16 protein-coding genes are annotated in these 16,326 nt (G+C 71.1%); 11 read left to right on the top strand and 5 right to left on the bottom strand.

What is annotated here, in order from left to right; translation table 11 throughout:
- Positions 1 to 118 precede the first annotated feature (118 nt).
- Genes ABGB18_RS43425 through ABGB18_RS43405 form a run of 5 tightly spaced genes read left to right on the top strand, consistent with a single transcriptional unit; the run spans position 119 to position 4,881 of the window.
- Entirely contained in the window at positions 119 to 1,603 is a 1,485-nt protein-coding gene (locus ABGB18_RS43425) for a UbiD family decarboxylase (RefSeq protein WP_347701547.1), read from the top strand.
- Positions 1,600 to 2,637: an ABC transporter substrate-binding protein gene (locus ABGB18_RS43420; RefSeq protein ID WP_347701546.1), complete on the top strand. Its 1,038-nt coding sequence runs from the start codon at positions 1,600 to 1,602 to the stop codon at positions 2,635 to 2,637. Before ABGB18_RS43425 ends, ABGB18_RS43420 begins: the two co-directional genes overlap by 4 nt.
- Positions 2,634 to 3,434 (top strand): ABC transporter ATP-binding protein, encoded by an 801-nt coding sequence (locus ABGB18_RS43415; protein WP_347701545.1) that lies wholly within the window; start codon positions 2,634 to 2,636, stop codon positions 3,432 to 3,434. The genes ABGB18_RS43420 and ABGB18_RS43415 overlap by 4 nt, the downstream gene beginning before the upstream one ends.
- Positions 3,431 to 4,273, top strand: coding sequence for an ABC transporter permease (locus tag ABGB18_RS43410; protein WP_347701544.1), 843 nt, complete (start codon positions 3,431 to 3,433; stop codon positions 4,271 to 4,273). Before ABGB18_RS43415 ends, ABGB18_RS43410 begins: the two co-directional genes overlap by 4 nt.
- Entirely contained in the window at positions 4,270 to 4,881 is a 612-nt protein-coding gene (locus ABGB18_RS43405) for a UbiX family flavin prenyltransferase (protein ID WP_347701543.1), read from the top strand. The genes ABGB18_RS43410 and ABGB18_RS43405 overlap by 4 nt, the downstream gene beginning before the upstream one ends.
- 94 nt (positions 4,882 to 4,975) lie before the next feature.
- Here the strand turns inward: ABGB18_RS43405 and ABGB18_RS43400 are convergent, their stop codons facing one another.
- From ABGB18_RS43400 to ABGB18_RS43390, 3 genes are read right to left on the bottom strand one after another with little or no spacing between them, the layout of a single operon-like run.
- The gene (locus ABGB18_RS43400) at positions 4,976 to 5,674 is read right to left on the bottom strand and encodes a maleylpyruvate isomerase family mycothiol-dependent enzyme (RefSeq protein WP_347701542.1); all 699 of its coding nucleotides are present in this window, start codon (positions 5,672 to 5,674) and stop codon (positions 4,976 to 4,978) included.
- The gene (locus ABGB18_RS43395) at positions 5,671 to 6,498 is read right to left on the bottom strand and encodes a fumarylacetoacetate hydrolase family protein (protein WP_347701541.1); all 828 of its coding nucleotides are present in this window, start codon (positions 6,496 to 6,498) and stop codon (positions 5,671 to 5,673) included. Before ABGB18_RS43395 ends, ABGB18_RS43400 begins: the two co-directional genes overlap by 4 nt.
- Complete coding sequence (locus ABGB18_RS43390) at positions 6,495 to 7,577, bottom strand: cupin domain-containing protein (RefSeq protein WP_347701540.1); 1,083 nt, start codon at positions 7,575 to 7,577, stop codon at positions 6,495 to 6,497. Before ABGB18_RS43390 ends, ABGB18_RS43395 begins: the two co-directional genes overlap by 4 nt.
- 99 nt (positions 7,578 to 7,676) lie before the next feature.
- On the opposite strand from ABGB18_RS43390, the gene ABGB18_RS43385 reads away from it, so the two are divergent.
- Positions 7,677 to 8,432: an IclR family transcriptional regulator gene (locus ABGB18_RS43385; protein WP_347701539.1), complete on the top strand. Its 756-nt coding sequence runs from the start codon at positions 7,677 to 7,679 to the stop codon at positions 8,430 to 8,432.
- A gap of 104 nt (positions 8,433 to 8,536) precedes the next feature.
- Here the strand turns inward: ABGB18_RS43385 and ABGB18_RS43380 are convergent, their stop codons facing one another.
- On the bottom strand, positions 8,537 to 9,505 hold the full coding sequence (locus ABGB18_RS43380) for a DUF2332 domain-containing protein (RefSeq protein ID WP_347701538.1): 969 nt from the start codon (positions 9,503 to 9,505) through the stop codon (positions 8,537 to 8,539).
- 103 nt (positions 9,506 to 9,608) lie between these two features.
- Here ABGB18_RS43380 and ABGB18_RS43375 point away from each other — a divergent pair, with 103 nt between their 5' ends.
- A complete protein-coding gene (locus tag ABGB18_RS43375; RefSeq protein ID WP_347701537.1) occupies positions 9,609 to 10,202 on the top strand; it encodes a TetR/AcrR family transcriptional regulator in 594 nt (197 codons plus the stop codon).
- A gap of 12 nt (positions 10,203 to 10,214) precedes the next feature.
- Here the strand turns inward: ABGB18_RS43375 and ABGB18_RS43370 are convergent, their stop codons facing one another.
- Positions 10,215 to 10,529 (bottom strand): hypothetical protein, encoded by a 315-nt coding sequence (locus ABGB18_RS43370; protein ID WP_347701536.1) that lies wholly within the window; start codon positions 10,527 to 10,529, stop codon positions 10,215 to 10,217.
- A gap of 490 nt (positions 10,530 to 11,019) precedes the next feature.
- Here ABGB18_RS43370 and ABGB18_RS43365 point away from each other — a divergent pair, with 490 nt between their 5' ends.
- The 4 genes from ABGB18_RS43365 (at position 11,020) to ABGB18_RS43350 (ending at position 16,210) form a co-directional block, all read left to right on the top strand.
- On the top strand, positions 11,020 to 11,364 hold the full coding sequence (locus tag ABGB18_RS43365; protein WP_347701535.1) for a hypothetical protein: 345 nt from the start codon (positions 11,020 to 11,022) through the stop codon (positions 11,362 to 11,364).
- Positions 11,361 to 13,475 carry a carbon starvation CstA family protein gene (locus tag ABGB18_RS43360; protein ID WP_347701534.1) on the top strand — a complete coding sequence of 705 codons (2,115 nt, stop codon included), beginning with the start codon at positions 11,361 to 11,363 and terminating at the stop codon, positions 13,473 to 13,475. The genes ABGB18_RS43365 and ABGB18_RS43360 overlap by 4 nt, the downstream gene beginning before the upstream one ends.
- A 140-nt stretch (positions 13,476 to 13,615) precedes the next feature.
- Entirely contained in the window at positions 13,616 to 14,581 is a 966-nt protein-coding gene (locus tag ABGB18_RS43355) for an ATP-dependent DNA ligase (protein ID WP_347701533.1), read from the top strand.
- Positions 14,582 to 14,701: 120 nt separating this feature from the next.
- Positions 14,702 to 16,210, top strand: coding sequence for a M28 family metallopeptidase (locus ABGB18_RS43350; protein ID WP_347701532.1), 1,509 nt, complete (start codon positions 14,702 to 14,704; stop codon positions 16,208 to 16,210).
- Positions 16,211 to 16,326 lie beyond the last annotated feature (116 nt).

The following is a 16,326-nucleotide window of genomic DNA, read 5'->3' as shown; positions in this document are numbered from 1 at the left end:
ACCCGCCGTAACTTCTGGCAACAACCAGCCGATCCGGGCGCTGTGCCACGAAACGGGTAGATGTCATGATTCAGCATGGAAACGGTCACGTCGGCGTGCCCTCGCGCGGGTGGCGCCGGTGAGCTACAACGACTACGACGCCCCCCACGCCGACCTGCGCGAGCTGATCGACCGGATCGACAGCTCCGGCCAGCTGGTCCGGTTGTCCGGCGTCGACCCCCACCTGGAGCTCGGCACCCTGATCGAGCTCATCGCCCACCGCAGCGGCGAGGGCGGCCCGGCCGTCCTGTTCGATGACCTGGTCGGCGCCCAGCCGGGCCACCGCGCCTTCTCCGGCGCCACCAACTCCGCCGCCCGGCTGGCCCTCACGATGGGCCTGCCCGCCCCGACCCATCCGCTGGACGTGGTGCGCGCCTACCGGGACCGGATGAAGACCCACAAGAGCATCCCGCCGGTCACCGTGGAGACCGGCCCGGTGCTGGACAACGTGCTGCGTGACGCGGAGGTGGACGTGACCGCGCTGGTCGCGCCCTTCCTGCACGAACGCGACGGCGGCCGGTACATCGGCACCGACGACCTGGTCATCATGCGTGACCCCGACGACGGCTGGGTCAACCTGGGCACCTACCGCAGCATGGTGCACGGCCCGGACCGGGTCGGGCTGTGGATGTCACCGGGCAAGCAGGGACGGCAGATCCGGGAGAAGTACTTCGCCCGCGGCGAGCCGTGCCCGGTGCTGATCTGCTGCGGCCACGACCCGCTGCTGTTCCTGGCCTCCGGCAACGAGCTGCGCTACGGCCTGTCGGAGTACGACTACGCGGGCGGGCACCGCGGCGAGCCGTTCGAGGTGGTCTCCTCCGAGCTGTACGGGCTGCCCATGCCTGCCCGGGCCGAGCTGGTGCTGGAGGGCGAGATGTATCCGGGCGAGGTGGCGCCCGAGGGGCCGTTCGGCGAGTTCACCGGCTACTACGCCGGCGGGCGTTCCGACCAGCCGGTGGTGCGGGTGCGCCGGGTCTATCACCGCGACGATCCGATCGTGACGGTCGCCTCGCCGATCCGGCCGCCGTCGAACTTCTCCTACAGCAAGTGCGTGATGAAGGCGGGGATGATCTGGGACGAGGTGGAGCGGGCCGGATTGTCCGGGGTGCAGGGGGTGTGGTGCCACGAGGCGGGCGCGGCCCGGCTGTTCAACGTCATCTCCATCAAGCAGGCCTATGACGGGCATGCCAAGCAGGCGGGGCTGCTGGCCGCGTCCTGCCAGTCGGGCTCGTATCTGGGGCGGTTCGTGGTGGTGGTGGATGAGGACATCGACCCCACGAACACCTTCGATGTGCTGTGGGCGATGTCGACCCGGTGTGACCCGGCCGACGACATCGAGATCATCCGGCGGGCGTGGAGCGGCCCGCTGGACCCGCGGATCCCGCACGGGCAGACCCACAATTCGCGGGCGGTCATCATGGCCGTCCGTCCCTTCGACCGGATCGCCGATTTCCCGCCGGTGGCCGAGGCCAGCCCGGAGCTGCGCGAGCAGGTCGCGCGCAAGTTCGCCGGGGTGCTGGCCCAGCTCGGCATCCCGACCCCCCACGTGCAGGAGACAACATGAGAAGGCTTCGCCTGACCGCGATCGTGGCGGCGACCGCAGCCCTGGCCCTCGGACTCGCCGCGTGTGGCGGGGGTGCCTCTTCCGGTGCTTCCACTGACGCCGACACCATCACGTACGGCATCTACGAGCCCGGCGCCGACTCCGGCTATCTGCTGATGGGCCAGGAGAAGAATCTCTTCGCCAAGTACGGCGTCAAGGTCAACGTCGTCCAGCTCAAGAGCGCCCAGCAGGCCTACCCCGCCCTGCTGGCCAAGCAGGTGGACGTGGTCCAGGGCAATCCGAGCGAGGCGCTGCTGGCGGTGCAGAAGGGCGCGAAGCTGAAGTTCGTCGGCTCCACCATGCCCGGCCAGAACTACGCGCTGTACGCCAAGGCCGACGTCGCCTCCCTGGCCGCCATGGGAGGCACCACACTCGGCGTCTCCACCCCGACCGGCCTGCCGGCCGTCGTCGCCAAGGCGATGATGCTGCAGTCGTCGGTCGATCCCTCCTCGGTGAAGCTGGTCAACTCCGGCGGCTCCGCCGACCGGTACAAGGCGGTGGTGGCCGGGCAGATCCAGGTCGCCTCCGCACCCCTGGACTACACGGCGCAGGCCGCCAAGGACGGGGTGAAGCTGCTCGGCCGGGCCAAGGACGTGGTGCCGGACTACCCCCGGTACGCGCTGATCACCAGGGACGACGTGCTCCAGTCGAAGGGCACCGCGGTCACCGGTCTCATCGCCGGGCTGGTCGAGGGCATGCGGTACGCCGACGCCCACGCCGACGAGGCCAAGGCGCTGGCCGCCAAGACGCTCAAGGTGCCGGTCACCGATCCGATGATCGCGGAGACGTACAAGGAGTTCCACGACGGCGGCTACCTGGCCATGAACGGCGAGATCCCGGTCAAGCAGATCAAGTACATCGCGGATCTGCAGGTCAAGCTGGGCATCTCAAAGGCGGCCGTACCGGTGGACCCGATGGTGGACGACAGCTACCGGCAGAAGGCCATCGCCAAGATCGGCGAGGTGCCGTCGAAGTACTACGGAGACGCCAAATGAGCGGCGACGTCGCGGTGGACGTGCGCGGTGTGTCCAAGGTCTTCCAGGATGACCAGGGCCGCCAGGTGCACGCGTTGCAGGAGGTGTCCTTCCAGGTCGGCCGTGGTGAGATCGTGGCGCTGACCGGTCGCAGCGGGTGCGGTAAGACCACCTTGCTGCGGATCATCATGGGGTTGGAGCACCCCAGTTCCGGCACGGTCGAGGTGGACGGCACTCCGGTGAACGGTCCCGGGGTCAACCGGGGCATCGTGTTCCAGAACGCCGAGTTGCTGCCCTGGCGTACCGCGCTGGGCAATGTCGAGTTCGGGCTGGAGGCTCGCGGGCTGGGCAAGGCAGAGCGGCGTGAGGCCGCCGAGCGGGCGATCGAGCTGGTCGGTCTGGGCCAGGCGGGCAACCGCCGCCCGCATGAGCTGTCGGGTGGGATGCGGCAGCGGGTGGGTATCGCCCGCGCGCTGGCGATCGATCCGGCGGTGCTGCTGATGGACGAGCCGTTCTCGGCTTTGGACGCGCAGACGAGGGAGAAGATGCAGGCCGAGTTGCTGGAGATCCACCAGCGGACCGGCAAGACCATCATCTTCGTCAGTCATGACATCGACGAGTCGGTGCTGCTGGCCGATCGGGTGGTCACCTTGGTGCCGGATCCGGGACGGGTGCACGGGGTGCTGGACACCCGGCTGGGTGACTCGATCGATTTGGACGAGCGGCGTGGGTCGGATCGGTTCGCGCGGCGCCGGCATGAGTTGCTGCAGCTCGTGCATGGCCGGGAGCTTTCGGAGCAGGATGGGGTGTCGGTATGACCGCGCTGGCAGATTCGGCGGCGGCGCCGGTGGAGGATGAGTCGGCGCTGTCACGGCGGGTCCGGGCGCAGCGGCGCACCGGCCGGGATCGGTTGATCACCGCCGCTGGGGTGGTGGTGCTGCTGGTCATCTGGGAGGTGGCCGCGCGGCAGGTGGATCCGATTCTGGCGGCGCCGCCCAGCGCGGTGTTCACGGCGCTGCTGGGGATGATCGCGGATGGGTCGTTGCCGGTGGCGGTGTGGGAGAGTGCTCAGCCGTTCCTGGTGGGGTATGTGCTGGCGATCGTGGTGGGGGTGCCGGTGGGCTTGCTGATCGGCCGGTTCCGAGTGGTGGAGGCGGCGATCGGCTGGTTGGTGATCGCGGGGTATGCGATGCCGATGATCGCGTTGACGCCGGTGTTCATGTTGTGGTTCGGTCTGGGGTTCGCGGTGAAGGCCGCGATGGTGATGACCATGACGGTGTTCGCGATCTCGATCAACACGTGGAACGGGGTGCAGAACGTGCCGCGGTCGTTGATCGAGGTGGGGACGGCGTTCTGCGCGTCGCAGCCGCGGATTTTGACGCAGATCGTGATTCCGTCGGTGATTCCGTCGATCATGACGGGGTTGCGGATCGGGATCGGCAAGGCGGTGGTGGGCATCGTGATCGCCGAGTTCTTCACCGCGATCGGCGGGGTCGGTGGGGTGATCGTGGATGCGGGGCACAGTTTCCAGCCGGATCGCATGTTCGCGGCGGTGGTGGTGCTGATGCTGGCGGCTGTGGCGTTGACGGGGTTGATCGGGTTGGTCGAGCGGCGGTTGGCGCCGTGGAACCGGTCGATCGCCGGAGGTGCGCATTGAACACGCCCATCGCGGGAGCGCCGCGCCGGGTCATCGTCGGGGTCTCCGGTGCGACCGGCACGGCCCTGGCCGTACGGACGCTGCAACTGCTCGGTGCGGCGGGGGTGGAACGGCACCTCGTGGTCAGCCCCGCCGCCCGGCGGACGGCGGCCTACGAGATGCCGGAGGCCACGTTCGACGCCGAGGTGGTGCACAACTTCCGGGACATCGGTGCCTCCATCGCGTCCGGGTCCTACCCGGTGGACGCGATGATCGTGATCCCGTGCAGCGTCAAGACCCTGGGCGCCATCGCCTCGGGAGTGTCGGAGAACCTGCTGGTGCGGGCCGCCGACGTCACCCTCAAGGAGCGCCGGCGGCTGGTCCTGTGCGTACGGGAGACGCCGCTGCACCTGGGGCACCTGCGGGCGATGGTCACCGCGACCGAGATCGGCGCGATCATCGCGCCGCCGATGCCCGCCTTCTACGCCCAGCCGGAGTCGCTGGACGACGTGGTGGACCACATCGTGGCCCGGGCGCTGTCACTGATCGGCGTGCACGTGCCCGGCGCGCCGCCGTGGCAGGGAACTCCCGCCTCGGCGGCGCGCGACACGGAGGTCCGGCGCACGTAGCCGCCGGGCCGCGGCGGCGAAACGCCTGACGACAGGCCCGGGCCGCCGACAGGTCCGGGACCGCCGTCAGGGTCAGGCCATCAGAGCCAGGCCATCAGAGCCAGGCCGGCAGGGCCGGGCCGGTGGCGGCGCCCGGGCGGCCGAGCAGGTAGGCCGTGATCTCCGCCAGCTCCCCGCGCACCTGCGCAGGGGAGCTTTCCTGCGTGCCCGCCATGCCCAGCTCCCACCGGTCGCCGGTGTCGGCGGCGATGAGGGTCACGCGCGGCGCCTCCGCGTTGGCCGCGAACGCCGCCGCGGCGTCCCCGGCCAGCGCGCGCAGCACGTCGGCGGGCACGTCGCGCAGGCTCGTGCCGGCGTCCAGGTCGGCCGCGTGCACCCAGACCTCCCGGGTGCGCATCCAGACCACCTCGGAGGCGGGCACGGCACGCCCGCGGGCGGTGCGTACCTGGGCGGCCCAGGCGCCGGCGGGCATCGCCGCGAGCTCCCGGCCGAGCCGGGCGTGCGCGGCATCCAGCTTCGCGCGCAGGTCGCCGGCCGGCAGCGCGGCGCCCGCCTCGATGTCGGCCGCCCGCTGCTGCGAGGAGGAGTACATCGGGGTCTCCACCCCGGTGCGGGCCCAGTCGAGCAGGTTGACCAGGGCGTCCGCGTTGCTGGCGACGTGGGCGACGACGTGCCGGCGGCGCCAGCCCGGCAGCGCCGAGGGCGCGTCCAGGCCGGCGTCGTCGATCTTGCTCAGCGTCCGCTCGAACAGCGCTGTGCCCTCCTGGACCCAGGCCAGTGCGGGCACCGTCATGCCTTCTCCAACCGGCAGACGTTGCGGCACTCGCCGAGCCCCTCGATCTTGGTGGTGACCACCGTGCCCTCGGCCAGGTAGCGCGGGGGCTTGCGGGCGTGCCCGACGCCGCCGGGGGTGCCGGTGGCGATCACGTCGCCGGGTGCCAGCGTGATGATCTTCGAGATGTAGGAGACCAGCTCCACCGGGCCGAAGAGGATGTCGGACAGGTCGGTACGCTGCATCACCTCGCCGTCCACCTCACAGCTCATCTCGCCGCCGGTGGCCGGCACCTCGTCCGGCGTGACCAGCCAGGGGCCGAGCGGCGTGGTGGCCTCGAACGTCTTGCCCTGCAGCCACTGCAGGGTGCGGTACTGCCAGTCCCTGGCGGTCACGTCGTTGAGCACGGAGTAGCCGGCGATGGCGGCCCTGGCCTCGTCCTCGTCGGCGTTCCTGACCTCCGTGCCGATGACCAGGGCCAGCTCGGCCTCGTAGTCCATGGCCTCGGAGCCGGCGGGCAGCACGATCTCGTCGTACGCGCCGATCAGCGCGCGGCTGTACTTGGCGAAGAGCGTCGGGTAGGCGGGCGCCTCGCGGCCCATCTCCTCGATGTGCTTGCGGTAGTTGACCCCCACGCAGATGATCTTCTCGGGCGTGGTCACGAGGGGCGCGTAGTCCAGCCCGTCGAGCGGGTGGGCGGGGCCGTCGGCGGCGGCCGCGGTGGCCCGCCAGTCGGGCCGGCGCAGCACCTCCACCAGGTCGGCCGCGCCGAGCTCGACCGCGCGGTCGGCATCGACGCGCACCGCCCGGGTCTGGCCGGCGACGCGGATGGTGGCGAGTTTCATCGGTTCTCCTGCCTGCCGGTGGCCTGCCGCGCGAGGCGGGTGAAGCCGAGTGCGTCGTAAACGGGCTCGTCACTGAAGCGGAACAGGTCCACCTGCGTCTCCGCCGCCAGCGCGAACTCACACCAGGACGGTACGGCGAACAGGTCGCCCTTCCGCACCGAGAACCGCTCCTGGCCCAGCGAGACCGTGGCCTCGCCCTCGAAGACCTGCCACACCGCCGAGCCGACGATGCGGCTGGGCTCGGTACGGGCCCCGGCCCGCAGCCGGTGGAACTCGGTGCGGATGGTGACCAGCGCGTCCCCGCCGGTGGTCGGGTTGCTGTAGCGCACGCCGGCGTGGCCGGGGCCGAGCGCGGTCGGGTGTCCCTCATCGGCGAGTTCGAGCTGCGCCGTCAGCGCCGCGTCGGTGTGGGCCCAGCGGTAGGCCATCAGCGGCGAGCTGGGCTGGTCCGGCGCCCCGAGCGGGCGCAGCCCCGGGTGGCCCCACAGCCGCTCGTTGCGGGAGCGGTCCGGGGTCTCGGCGAGCGTGAGCTTGTCCGGGCCGAACTCGAAGAACCCGGCGTCGAGCTGGTGCACCAGCGGGATGTCCAGGCCGTCGATCCAGGCCATCGGGTTGTCGGTGACGTTCTGGTGCTCGTGGAAGGCCCAGCTCGGGGTGAGCAGCAGGTCGCCCCTGCGCATGGCCACCGGGTCGCCCTCGACGTTCGTCCAGACGCCCTCGCCGTCGATCACGAACCGGAACGCGGTCTGCGTGTGGTGGTGGGAGGGCGCGGTCTCGCGCGGGCCGAGGTACTGGATGGCGGCCCACAGGGTCGGGGTCGCGTACGGCAGGCCGGGCAGCCCCGGGTTGGCCAGCGCGATGGCCCGGCGCTCGCCGCCGCGGCCCACCGGCACCAGGTCGCCCGAGCGCCGCGCCAGCGGATAGAGGTCGGACCAGCGCCACACGTAGGGGACGGCGGCCGGCTGCGGTGTCAGCGGCATCAGGTCGTCCCTGGCGGTCCACAGAGGAATCAGATTGTGCTCGCCGAAGTCCTTGTAGAGCTGGTCGAGCGCGGCCTGATCCTGCTCGATCGTCGTCATGGAGTTCACTCCTTGCAGATGCGGAGCCGGTCGGGACCGGCATTCCGACCGTAATACAGGTGGTCGCTCTGCGGAACTTTGCCCTGCTAACATTCCAGAATGCAGAATCAGCCCACTTATCCGCTCAAGGCGGTGGAGAACGCGCTGGTTACGCTCAAGTTCCTTCAGGAGCGCGGGGACGTCAGGGTGGCCGACGTCGCCGAGCACCTCGGGGTGGCCCGCTCGACCGCGCACCGGGTGCTGGCGATGCTGGTCTTCCACGACTTCGCGATCCAGGACGCCCGGCGCGTCTACCGCCCCGGGCCCGCGTTGAGCCCGCTGCGCGAGACCGGCCTCGCCCCGCCCGACCTGGTCACCACGGCCCACCCGCACCTGCGCGAGCTCAACGTGGAGGTGGGGGAGACCGTCCACCTGATGGTGCTGCAGGGCAACGGTGTGCGGTTCGTGGACGGGGTCGAGGGGCCGCAGGCGCTGCACGTGGGCAGCCGGATCGGGATGCTGCTGCCCGCGCACGCCACGTCCGGCGGCAAGGCGCTGCTGGCCGAGCTGCGCGAGGAGGAGCTGCGCGCCCTCTACCCCAGGGGCATGTCCAGGGGCGCCGCCGCGATCGACGACCTGGCCGCGCTGCGCCGCGAGCTGGAGGGCGTGCGCCGCCGCGGTTACGCGGTCAACAGCGAGGAGAGCGAGCGCGGGGTGCGCGCGGTGGGTGCCTGCATACGTGACGGCGCGGGCCGGGCGGTCGCCGCGGCCGCCGTCGCGGTCCCCAGCGTCCGCTGCCCCAAGCGCCGCCTCGCCGAACTGGCCGTCCCCCTGGTCGCCGCGGTCACCCGGATCGGCGCGGCCCTGGCGAGCTAGCGGCTCCCACCCCGAGTCCGGCGGGCCGGCGGCCCTCGCCCCGAGCCAGGCGGGCTAGCGGCTCCCACCCCGAGTCCGGCGGCCTCGCCCGGCGGCCCGGGGGGCTAGCGGGAGGGTTCGGGCAGCCAGCGCACCCGGCCGCCGTGGAGCGCGGTGAACGCGACGGGCTCTCCATTGAGCGCCAGGACATAGCCGGCTTCGGCGGGCTCGTCCCGGAGCCGGGCGCTGACCTCGGGAAAGACGCCCGCCTCCTCCTGGGAGATCCACTGGCAGCCGAGCCGTCCGACCTGCTCCGCGAACGCGGCCCGGCCCTCCTCCGGCAGGTAGCCGAGCACGGCGGTGTGGTAGACCACGAGGGTGGCGCCGGGCGTGGCCTGGGCGGCCACCTCGCCGAGGCGGGCGTTGAGGTCGCCGCGCACGATGCGCGGCGGGTCCTGCCGGGCCAGCGCGATCGCGGCGTCGAGGCGCTCCAGCCGCTCCCGCTGCTCGGGCCAGACCAGCGTACGCAGCCAGCGCACATCGTCCGGATGGGTGACGTCGAGTGGGTTGAGGTCGATGCCGGCCCGCCAGACGACGCTGATCGCCCCCGGCCCGGCGAACCGCGAATCCCCCTCGGTGCGGCAGCGCAGTCGCAGCGGGCTGTCCACCGCCCCCGCCGGGGTGCCGTCGTAGTCGTAGCCGTAGCGATCGGGCAGCAGGCACAGCCCCGCGGACGCGCCGACCTCCAGCAGGGCCAGCGGCTGCGGCAGGGAGGCGAGCACGGGATACAGCGCGGCGCACCGGGCCGGCTCGTTGGTCTGCGTACGGTGGGACAGCATCGTGGCGGCCACCGCCTCGCGATGGTCGAGCACCGACCGCCGGAACTGCGGGTAGTCCGCCGGCGTCCCGGCGACCAGCCGGGTGGCGGCGAAGAGCAGGTTGGGCTGCCGCTTGGCCGGCGGCAGGCCGGACAGGAAGTCGATCAGCTCGCCGTCGCCGGCCACGCCCAGGGCCAGCCGCTCGTAGAGTGGCGACGAGCCGAGGGCCTCCCGGCCCGCCCAGCGCCGATACTCCTCTGCGGTCGTCAGCGGCATGACCTTGATCCTAGATCGGACCCCCGGCCCGTCGGGGACCGGGTGGCCATCGACGAACGCGTCTCCGCCCCTTGCGTGTGTTGTGGCGCCTATAGTCAGTCAGGTGACTGACTCGAAGGGGTCCAGGGCGGAGGCGGCCAGCGCCAAGCGGCAACGCCTGATGCTCGCCGCGGCCCAGGTGGTCCATCAGCAGGGCGTGGAACGCACCACCATCGCCGACATCGCGCGCGTCGCCGAGGTTCCGGTGGGCAACGTCTATTACTACTACAAGACCAAGGACGACCTGGTCGCCGCCGCGCTCACCGAGCACGCCCGCCAGTTGGGGCTGCTCACCGACCGGCTGGACCGCCTGCCCGATCCGCGGGAGCGGCTCAAGGGTCTGGTGGCGGCGTGGGTCGGTCAGCGCGACCTGGCCGCCAGGTACGGCTGCCCGACCGGCACCCTCACCGCCGAGCTGGACAAGCGCGCCGAGGGCGGGCTGGACGTGGTGGCGGCCAAGGTCATCCGGCTGCTCCTCGACTGGGTCGAACGCCAGTTCCGCGACCTCGGCCAGCCCGACCCCGACGGGCTCGCCCTGACCCTGGTGGGCGCGTACCAGGGCATGTCGCTGTTGACCAACGCCCTGCGCGACCCCACCGTCATGACGCGCCAGGGCGAGCGCCTGATGGCCTGGCTGGACTCGCTGCCCGCTCGCTGACGCCCGGAGGCGCTAGTCGAAGTCGCCGGGTCGGCCCACCTTCGCGCCCACGGTCGAGCTGTCCGGGCGGAGGCCGGGGACGCGCTCGGCGACGAGGTCGTCAAGGTTCATGAACGCGACCAGGTTGCTCACCGCGTGGGCGGGGTCGGCCTCGATCCGGTCGATCTCCTCCTGCCGCTGGGCGGGGGTCGCGTCCGGGCCCACGTGCCAGACGCCCCGCGTCCGGACGAGGTCGATCGCCGCGTCCCGCAGGGCGCGCGGGTCGGTCACGGACATGATCATCTTGATCTCGATGCGGACGTCCTGCGGCTCTTGTTGATCTGCCATGAGTGACAGCCTAGGAACCCGACGGCTTTGCCGGCTTCGGCCGGAGGGAGGGTGCCGGTCGTCCTTTCGGATGGTTCCAGGTCAGGGCTCTGTGAGTGATCCGCCCAAGATGTCCGGGAGGGTCGCCCCGCGCAGTTCCTTTCGCACCCGGTCGTGATACGCCCGGTGCCCGAGGCGTGGGCCGCCACCTTCGGCGCCCCCGGCAGCAGCGACTCCGGCGAGCAGATCGCCCTCGACCCCAAGGGCAAGCGGGTCTACACGCGCACGCGCCGGCCGTGGACTCGGCCTCGCGCCCCCGGCCTCCGCCTTTTCGGCGGGTGCCGGGGGCGTTCGTTTCCCCGCATTTCGGGCGTGGAACGTTCAACGGTCTCCGGTGCGGAACGCCCGGGTTTCAAGACCATTTCGGCGTCGGACGCCCGCGTTTCAAAGCCGGCCGGGCTGGGAAGGCCGACGTTAATTTTCTGAGCTACCTGATTTTCAGGAGCGCCAGATGTCCCTTATCACGCTGACGCCTGCCGCCCGTGCGGCCCTCCGTGACGAAGAAGTGATCTTCTTCGACTGGCATGTGACCGGCCTCTGCTGTGCGGACGCCGGGGAGTTCTCGATCAGGCCGCTGCGCCGCTCCCGGTTGCCCCGCCGGGCCCGTCGCCTGGGGACCGATCCGGTCTATGCCCATCCGGTCGCCTGGGTGCATCTCGTCGAGCTCCCCGTCACGATCGACTGCCGTCCGGTGTGGCGCTGGCGGCGCTTCACCACTGATCTGCCGCCGGACGCCGGACTGCGCTGCTGCCTGGGGCGCCCTGTATATGCCCGATATATGGGAGGTAACCGGTGAAGCTGCGTTCCATCATCATCTGGACGGCCGTCGCTGTCGTCGGTGCCGCCGGGTGGGCGGTGCTCGCCCTGTCCCGGGGGGAGAACGTCAACGCGGTCTGGCTGCTGGCCGCCGCGCTGGGCTCGTACGCCATCGCCTACCGGTTCTACGCCAGGTTCATCGTGCGCAAGGTGCTGCGGGCCGACGACCGCAGGGCGACCCCGGCCGAGCGGCTGGACAACGGGATCGACTACCAGCCGACCGACCGCCGCATCCTGTTCGGCCACCACTTCGCCGCCATCGCCGGGGCGGGGCCGCTGGTGGGCCCGGTGCTGGCGGCCCAGATGGGCTACCTGCCCGGCACCATCTGGATCATCGCCGGTGTGATCTTCGCGGGCGCCGTGCAGGACATGGTGATCCTGTTCTTCTCCATGCGCCGCAACGGCCGCAGCCTCGGGCAGATGGCGCGCGAGGAGATCGGCCCGATCGGCGGCGCAGCGGCGCTCATCGCGGTCTTCGCCATCATGATCATCCTGCTGGCCGTGCTGGCGCTGGTCGTGGTCAACGCCCTGGCGCAGTCCCCGTGGGGCGTCTTCTCCATCGCGATGACCATTCCCATCGCCCTGTTCATGGGCTTCTACCTGCGGGTGATCCGGCCCGGCAGAGTCGTCGAGACCACCGTCATCGGGGTCGCGCTGCTGATCCTGGCGATCGTGGCCGGTGGCTGGGTGCAGGAGTCGAGCTGGGCGCCGTTCTTCACGCTGAGCCCGTCGGCGCTGTCGCTGTGGCTCATCGCGTACGGGTTCGTGGCCGCCGTGCTGCCCGTGTGGATGCTGCTCGCGCCGCGCGACTACCTGTCGACCTTCATGAAGATCGGCACGATCGTGCTGATCGCGATCGGCATCGCCGTCACCGCGCCCCCGCTGCAGACCACGGCGTTCACCGACTTCGCCTTCAACGGCAAGGGGCCGGTCTTCGCGGGGTCGCTGTTCCCGTTCGTGTTCATCATCATCGCCTGCGGGGCGCTGTCGGGGTTCCACTCGTTGATCTCCTCCGGCACGACGCCCAAGATGATCCAGAAGGAGACCCAGGTCCGGATGATCGGCTACGGCTCCATGCTCATGGAGTCGTTCGTGGCCGTCATGGCCATCACCGCGGCCTGCGTGCTGACCCCCGGCCTCTACTTCGCCATGAACGCCCCGGCGGGCGTCGTCGGCGCCACCGTGCAGTCCGCCGCGGAGGCGGTCAGCAACATGGGCTTCGTGATCACGCCCGAGGAGTTGCAGGCCGCGGCCGCCGCCGTACAGGAGGAGACGCTGATCGCCCGGACGGGCGGCGCGCCCACGCTGGCGGTGGGCATCTCGCAGATCTTCTCCGGGTTCCTCGGGGGAGCGGGGCTGCAGGCGTTCTGGTACCACTTCGCGATCATGTTCGAGGCGCTGTTCATCCTCACCACCGTGGACGCGGGGACCCGGGTGGGGCGGTTCATGCTCCAGGACACGCTGGGCAACCTGTGGAAGCCGATCTCCCGGGTGAGCTGGTGGCCGGGGCTGGTGGTGACCAGCGGCGTCGTCGTGGCGGCCTGGGGCTACTTCCTCTACCAGGGCGTCAACGACCCGCTCGGCGGCATCAACCAGCTCTTCCCGCTCTTCGGCATCGCCAACCAACTGCTCGCCGCGGTGGCGCTCACCGTGGCCACGACGTTGCTGATCAAGAGCGGGCGGCTCAAGTGGGCCTGGGTGACGGGCGTGCCGCTGGCCTGGGACGCGGCGGTCACGCTGACGGCCAGCTACCAGAAGGTGTTCTCGCCTGATCCCACGCTGGGCTTCTTCGCCCAGCGTGACCGCTATCAGGCGGCGCTGGACCAGGGGCAGTTGCTCGCCCCCGCCAAGACACCCGCCGCGATGCGGCAGATCGTGGTCAACTCCACCGTGGACGGGATCCTGGCGGCGCTGTTCGCGGTGCTGATCATTGTGGTGATCCTTGACGCGGCCCGGGTGTGGATCAAGGCGATCAGAGCGCGGGAGCCGCTGCCGAGCACGGAGGAGCCGTTCCAGGAGTCGAGGATCGTGGCGCCCGCCGGGCTCATCGCCACGCGCGAGGAGCGCGAGCAGATGGCCAAGAGCCCCTGACCGGCGGGCGGCTCGGACGGGCGGCCCCGGGAGGTCCCGGGGCCGCCCGTTGAGCGGCGTGGCCGTTCGGCGTCGTGTTGCTGTGCCGCCGTAGCGGGTCAAAACGGGCGTTCCGTAATGGTTGACCTCGGGTGGGGGCCATGGGCATCGTAGGGCGGGTGGCCGGCGATGAGACGCGTGACGGGGTGGTGCTGACCAACCTCGACCAGCCGTTGTTCGACGGGGCCGGCGCGACCAAGCGCGACCTGGTCGACTATCTCGACGCGGTCGCCGACCGCATCATCCCGGCCCTGCGCGACCGCGCGCTCTCGGTCATCCGGGTACGCCCGGGACAAGAGCCCTTCATGCAGAAGAACCTGCCCAAATACGCCCCCGACTGGATACAGTCGGTGACCCACTGGGCGGAGGCGTCCAGCAGGCAGGTGACGTACGCGCTGTGCAACGACCGCCGCACCCTGCTGTGGTTCGCCAACCAGCGGGCCGTGGAATACCACCCGGGGCTGTTCGTCGGCGACCACGCCACCCACATGGTGCTCGACCTCGACCCGCCCGACGGCAGCGACGCCTTTCCGCTGGCCGTCCGGGGCGCCCTGCTCGTACGCCAGGCGCTCGCCGACGCCGGGCTGTCCGGCGCGGTCAAGACCAGTGGGGCCAAGGGCGTCCACGTGTTCGTGCCGGTCGCGGCGGGCACGGCGGTGGAGGACCTGGCGGCGGCCACCCGCGCCGTGGCCGCCCGCGCCGAGCGGCTGGACCCGGCGCTGGCCACCACGGCGTTCATCCGCGAGGACCGCGCCGGCAAGGTCTTCCTCGACTCCACCAGGGCGGGCGGCGCCACGGTGGTGGCCGCCTACAGCCCGCGCATCCGTCCCGGGGCGCCGGTCTCCTTCCCTGTGCCCTGGGCGGAGCTCGACAGCGTGGCGCCCGCCGACTTCACCATGCGTACCGCGCCCGGGCTGCTGAAGGGCGACCCGTGGGCCGAGCTCATGCCCGCGCCGCAGGAGCTGCCCGCCGACCTGGTCGAAGAGGGACACACGATTCCGGTCGCCCGCGTGCAGGCGATGCACGAGGGCAAGCGCCGGGCCCGCGCGCGGCGCGCCGCCGAATAACCGATGTCCGCATTTTGACGCCTTAGTGGGTCTTCTCAGCGGATCGGGCTCGGGTTAAGTTCCGTTCGCGGCACTCGGGGGATGGGCCGCGATTCTTCATGCCGAGCAGGGGGAACCCCGATGCGCAAGACCGTGATCGCACTGATCACCGCAATCTCCTTACCTTTGGCCCTGACGGTCGGAGCCACGCCCGCCCAGGCCAGGGGGCTGGCCGACGTCTTCGCCAAGCTGCTGGTCAAGCAGGTCAAGGGCACCGAGGTCAAGAAGCACCTGGACGCGCTGCAAGCCATCGCCAACGCGAACGGCGGCAACCGCGCGGCCGGCACCAGCGGTTACGACGCCTCCCGCGACTACGTGGCCAACAAGCTGCGCAGGGCCGGATACAAGGTCACGCTGCAGCCGATCAACTTCGTGGAGGGCTGGTCCGAGAACAGCCCGCCCGTGCTGGACGTGACCGCGCCCACCCCGAAGTCGTACGTGCCGAACGACGACTTCGTCTCCTTCCAGCCCTCGCCGGCGGGCGACGTGACCGCGCAGGTCCAGGCCGTGGACCTGACGCTGCCGCCGACCCCGACACCCAGCTCGACCAGCGGCTGCGAGATGGCGGACTTCGCCGGGTTCGTGCCCGGCCGGATCGCCCTCATCCAGCGCGGCACCTGCGCCTTCGTCGACAAGGTGAACAACGCGGCCGCCGCCGGGGCCTCCGGGCTCATCGTCTTCAACGAGGGCCAGCCGGGCAGGACCGACGCGTTCCCGTTGGACATCGGCGAGTGGCGGGCCGGCTTCCCGATGGTCTTCACCGACTTCGCCGTGGGCAACGAGCTGGCCGCCATGCCGGGCACGACCGTCCGGCTCAAGGTCGACTCCGATCTCGTGCTCGGCACCGACCACAACGTGATCGCGGAGTCCCTCTTCGGCGACTCGCGCGACGTCGTGATGGCCGGCGCCCACCTCGACAGCGTGACCGTCGGGCCCGGCATGAACGACAACGGCTCGGGCAGCGCCGCGATCCTCGAGGTCGCGGAGCAGATGGCGCTCTACCCGGTCAAGAACAAGGTGCGCTTCGCCTTCTGGGCAGCCGAGGAGATCGGGCTGCTCGGCTCCGACCAGTACGTCGATTCGCTGTCCCAGGCGCAGCGGGACCGCATCAGGGTCTACCTGAACTTCGACATGATCGCCTCGCCGAACCACGCCTACAAGCTCTACGACGGCGACAACTCCGACAACATCGGCTCGCCCGCCGGCCCGCCCGGATCCGCCGAGATCGAGGAGCAGTTCGAGGAGTTCTACGGCACGCGCGGGCTGCCCACCGTGGGCACCGACTTCGACGGCCGCTCCGACTACGGGCCGTTCATCGCGGTCGGCATCCCGGCGGGCGGCATCTTCACCGGCGCGGAGGGCATCAAGACGCCCGAGGAGGCGGCGTTGTTCGGTGGCACGGCCGGGGTCGCGTACGACATCTGCTACCACCAGGCGTGCGACACGATCGCCAACGTCAACGCGACGGCGCTGGACGTGGACTCGGACGCCATCGCCGACTCCGTCGCCAGGTTCGCCTTCAACCTGCGCGCCATCCCGGCGCGGTCGTCCGCCGCGCGGGCGGCGGCCGCCGTGACCACCGTGAGCTGACACCAGCAGATCCGGCCAGGTAGAGGGCCCGGTCGCACGGCACCGGGTGGGCGCGGCCCACCCGGTGCCGTGGTGTCTGGCCGCCGGGCACGGGGAAGCCGGCCGGGCCGCGTCGG

It is taken from the genome of Nonomuraea sp. B12E4 (assembly GCF_039871825.1).
Taxonomy (GTDB): domain Bacteria; phylum Actinomycetota; class Actinomycetes; order Streptosporangiales; family Streptosporangiaceae; genus Nonomuraea.
Note: the sequence above shows the minus strand (reverse complement) of the source record. Positions and strands in the feature narration are given on the sequence as shown.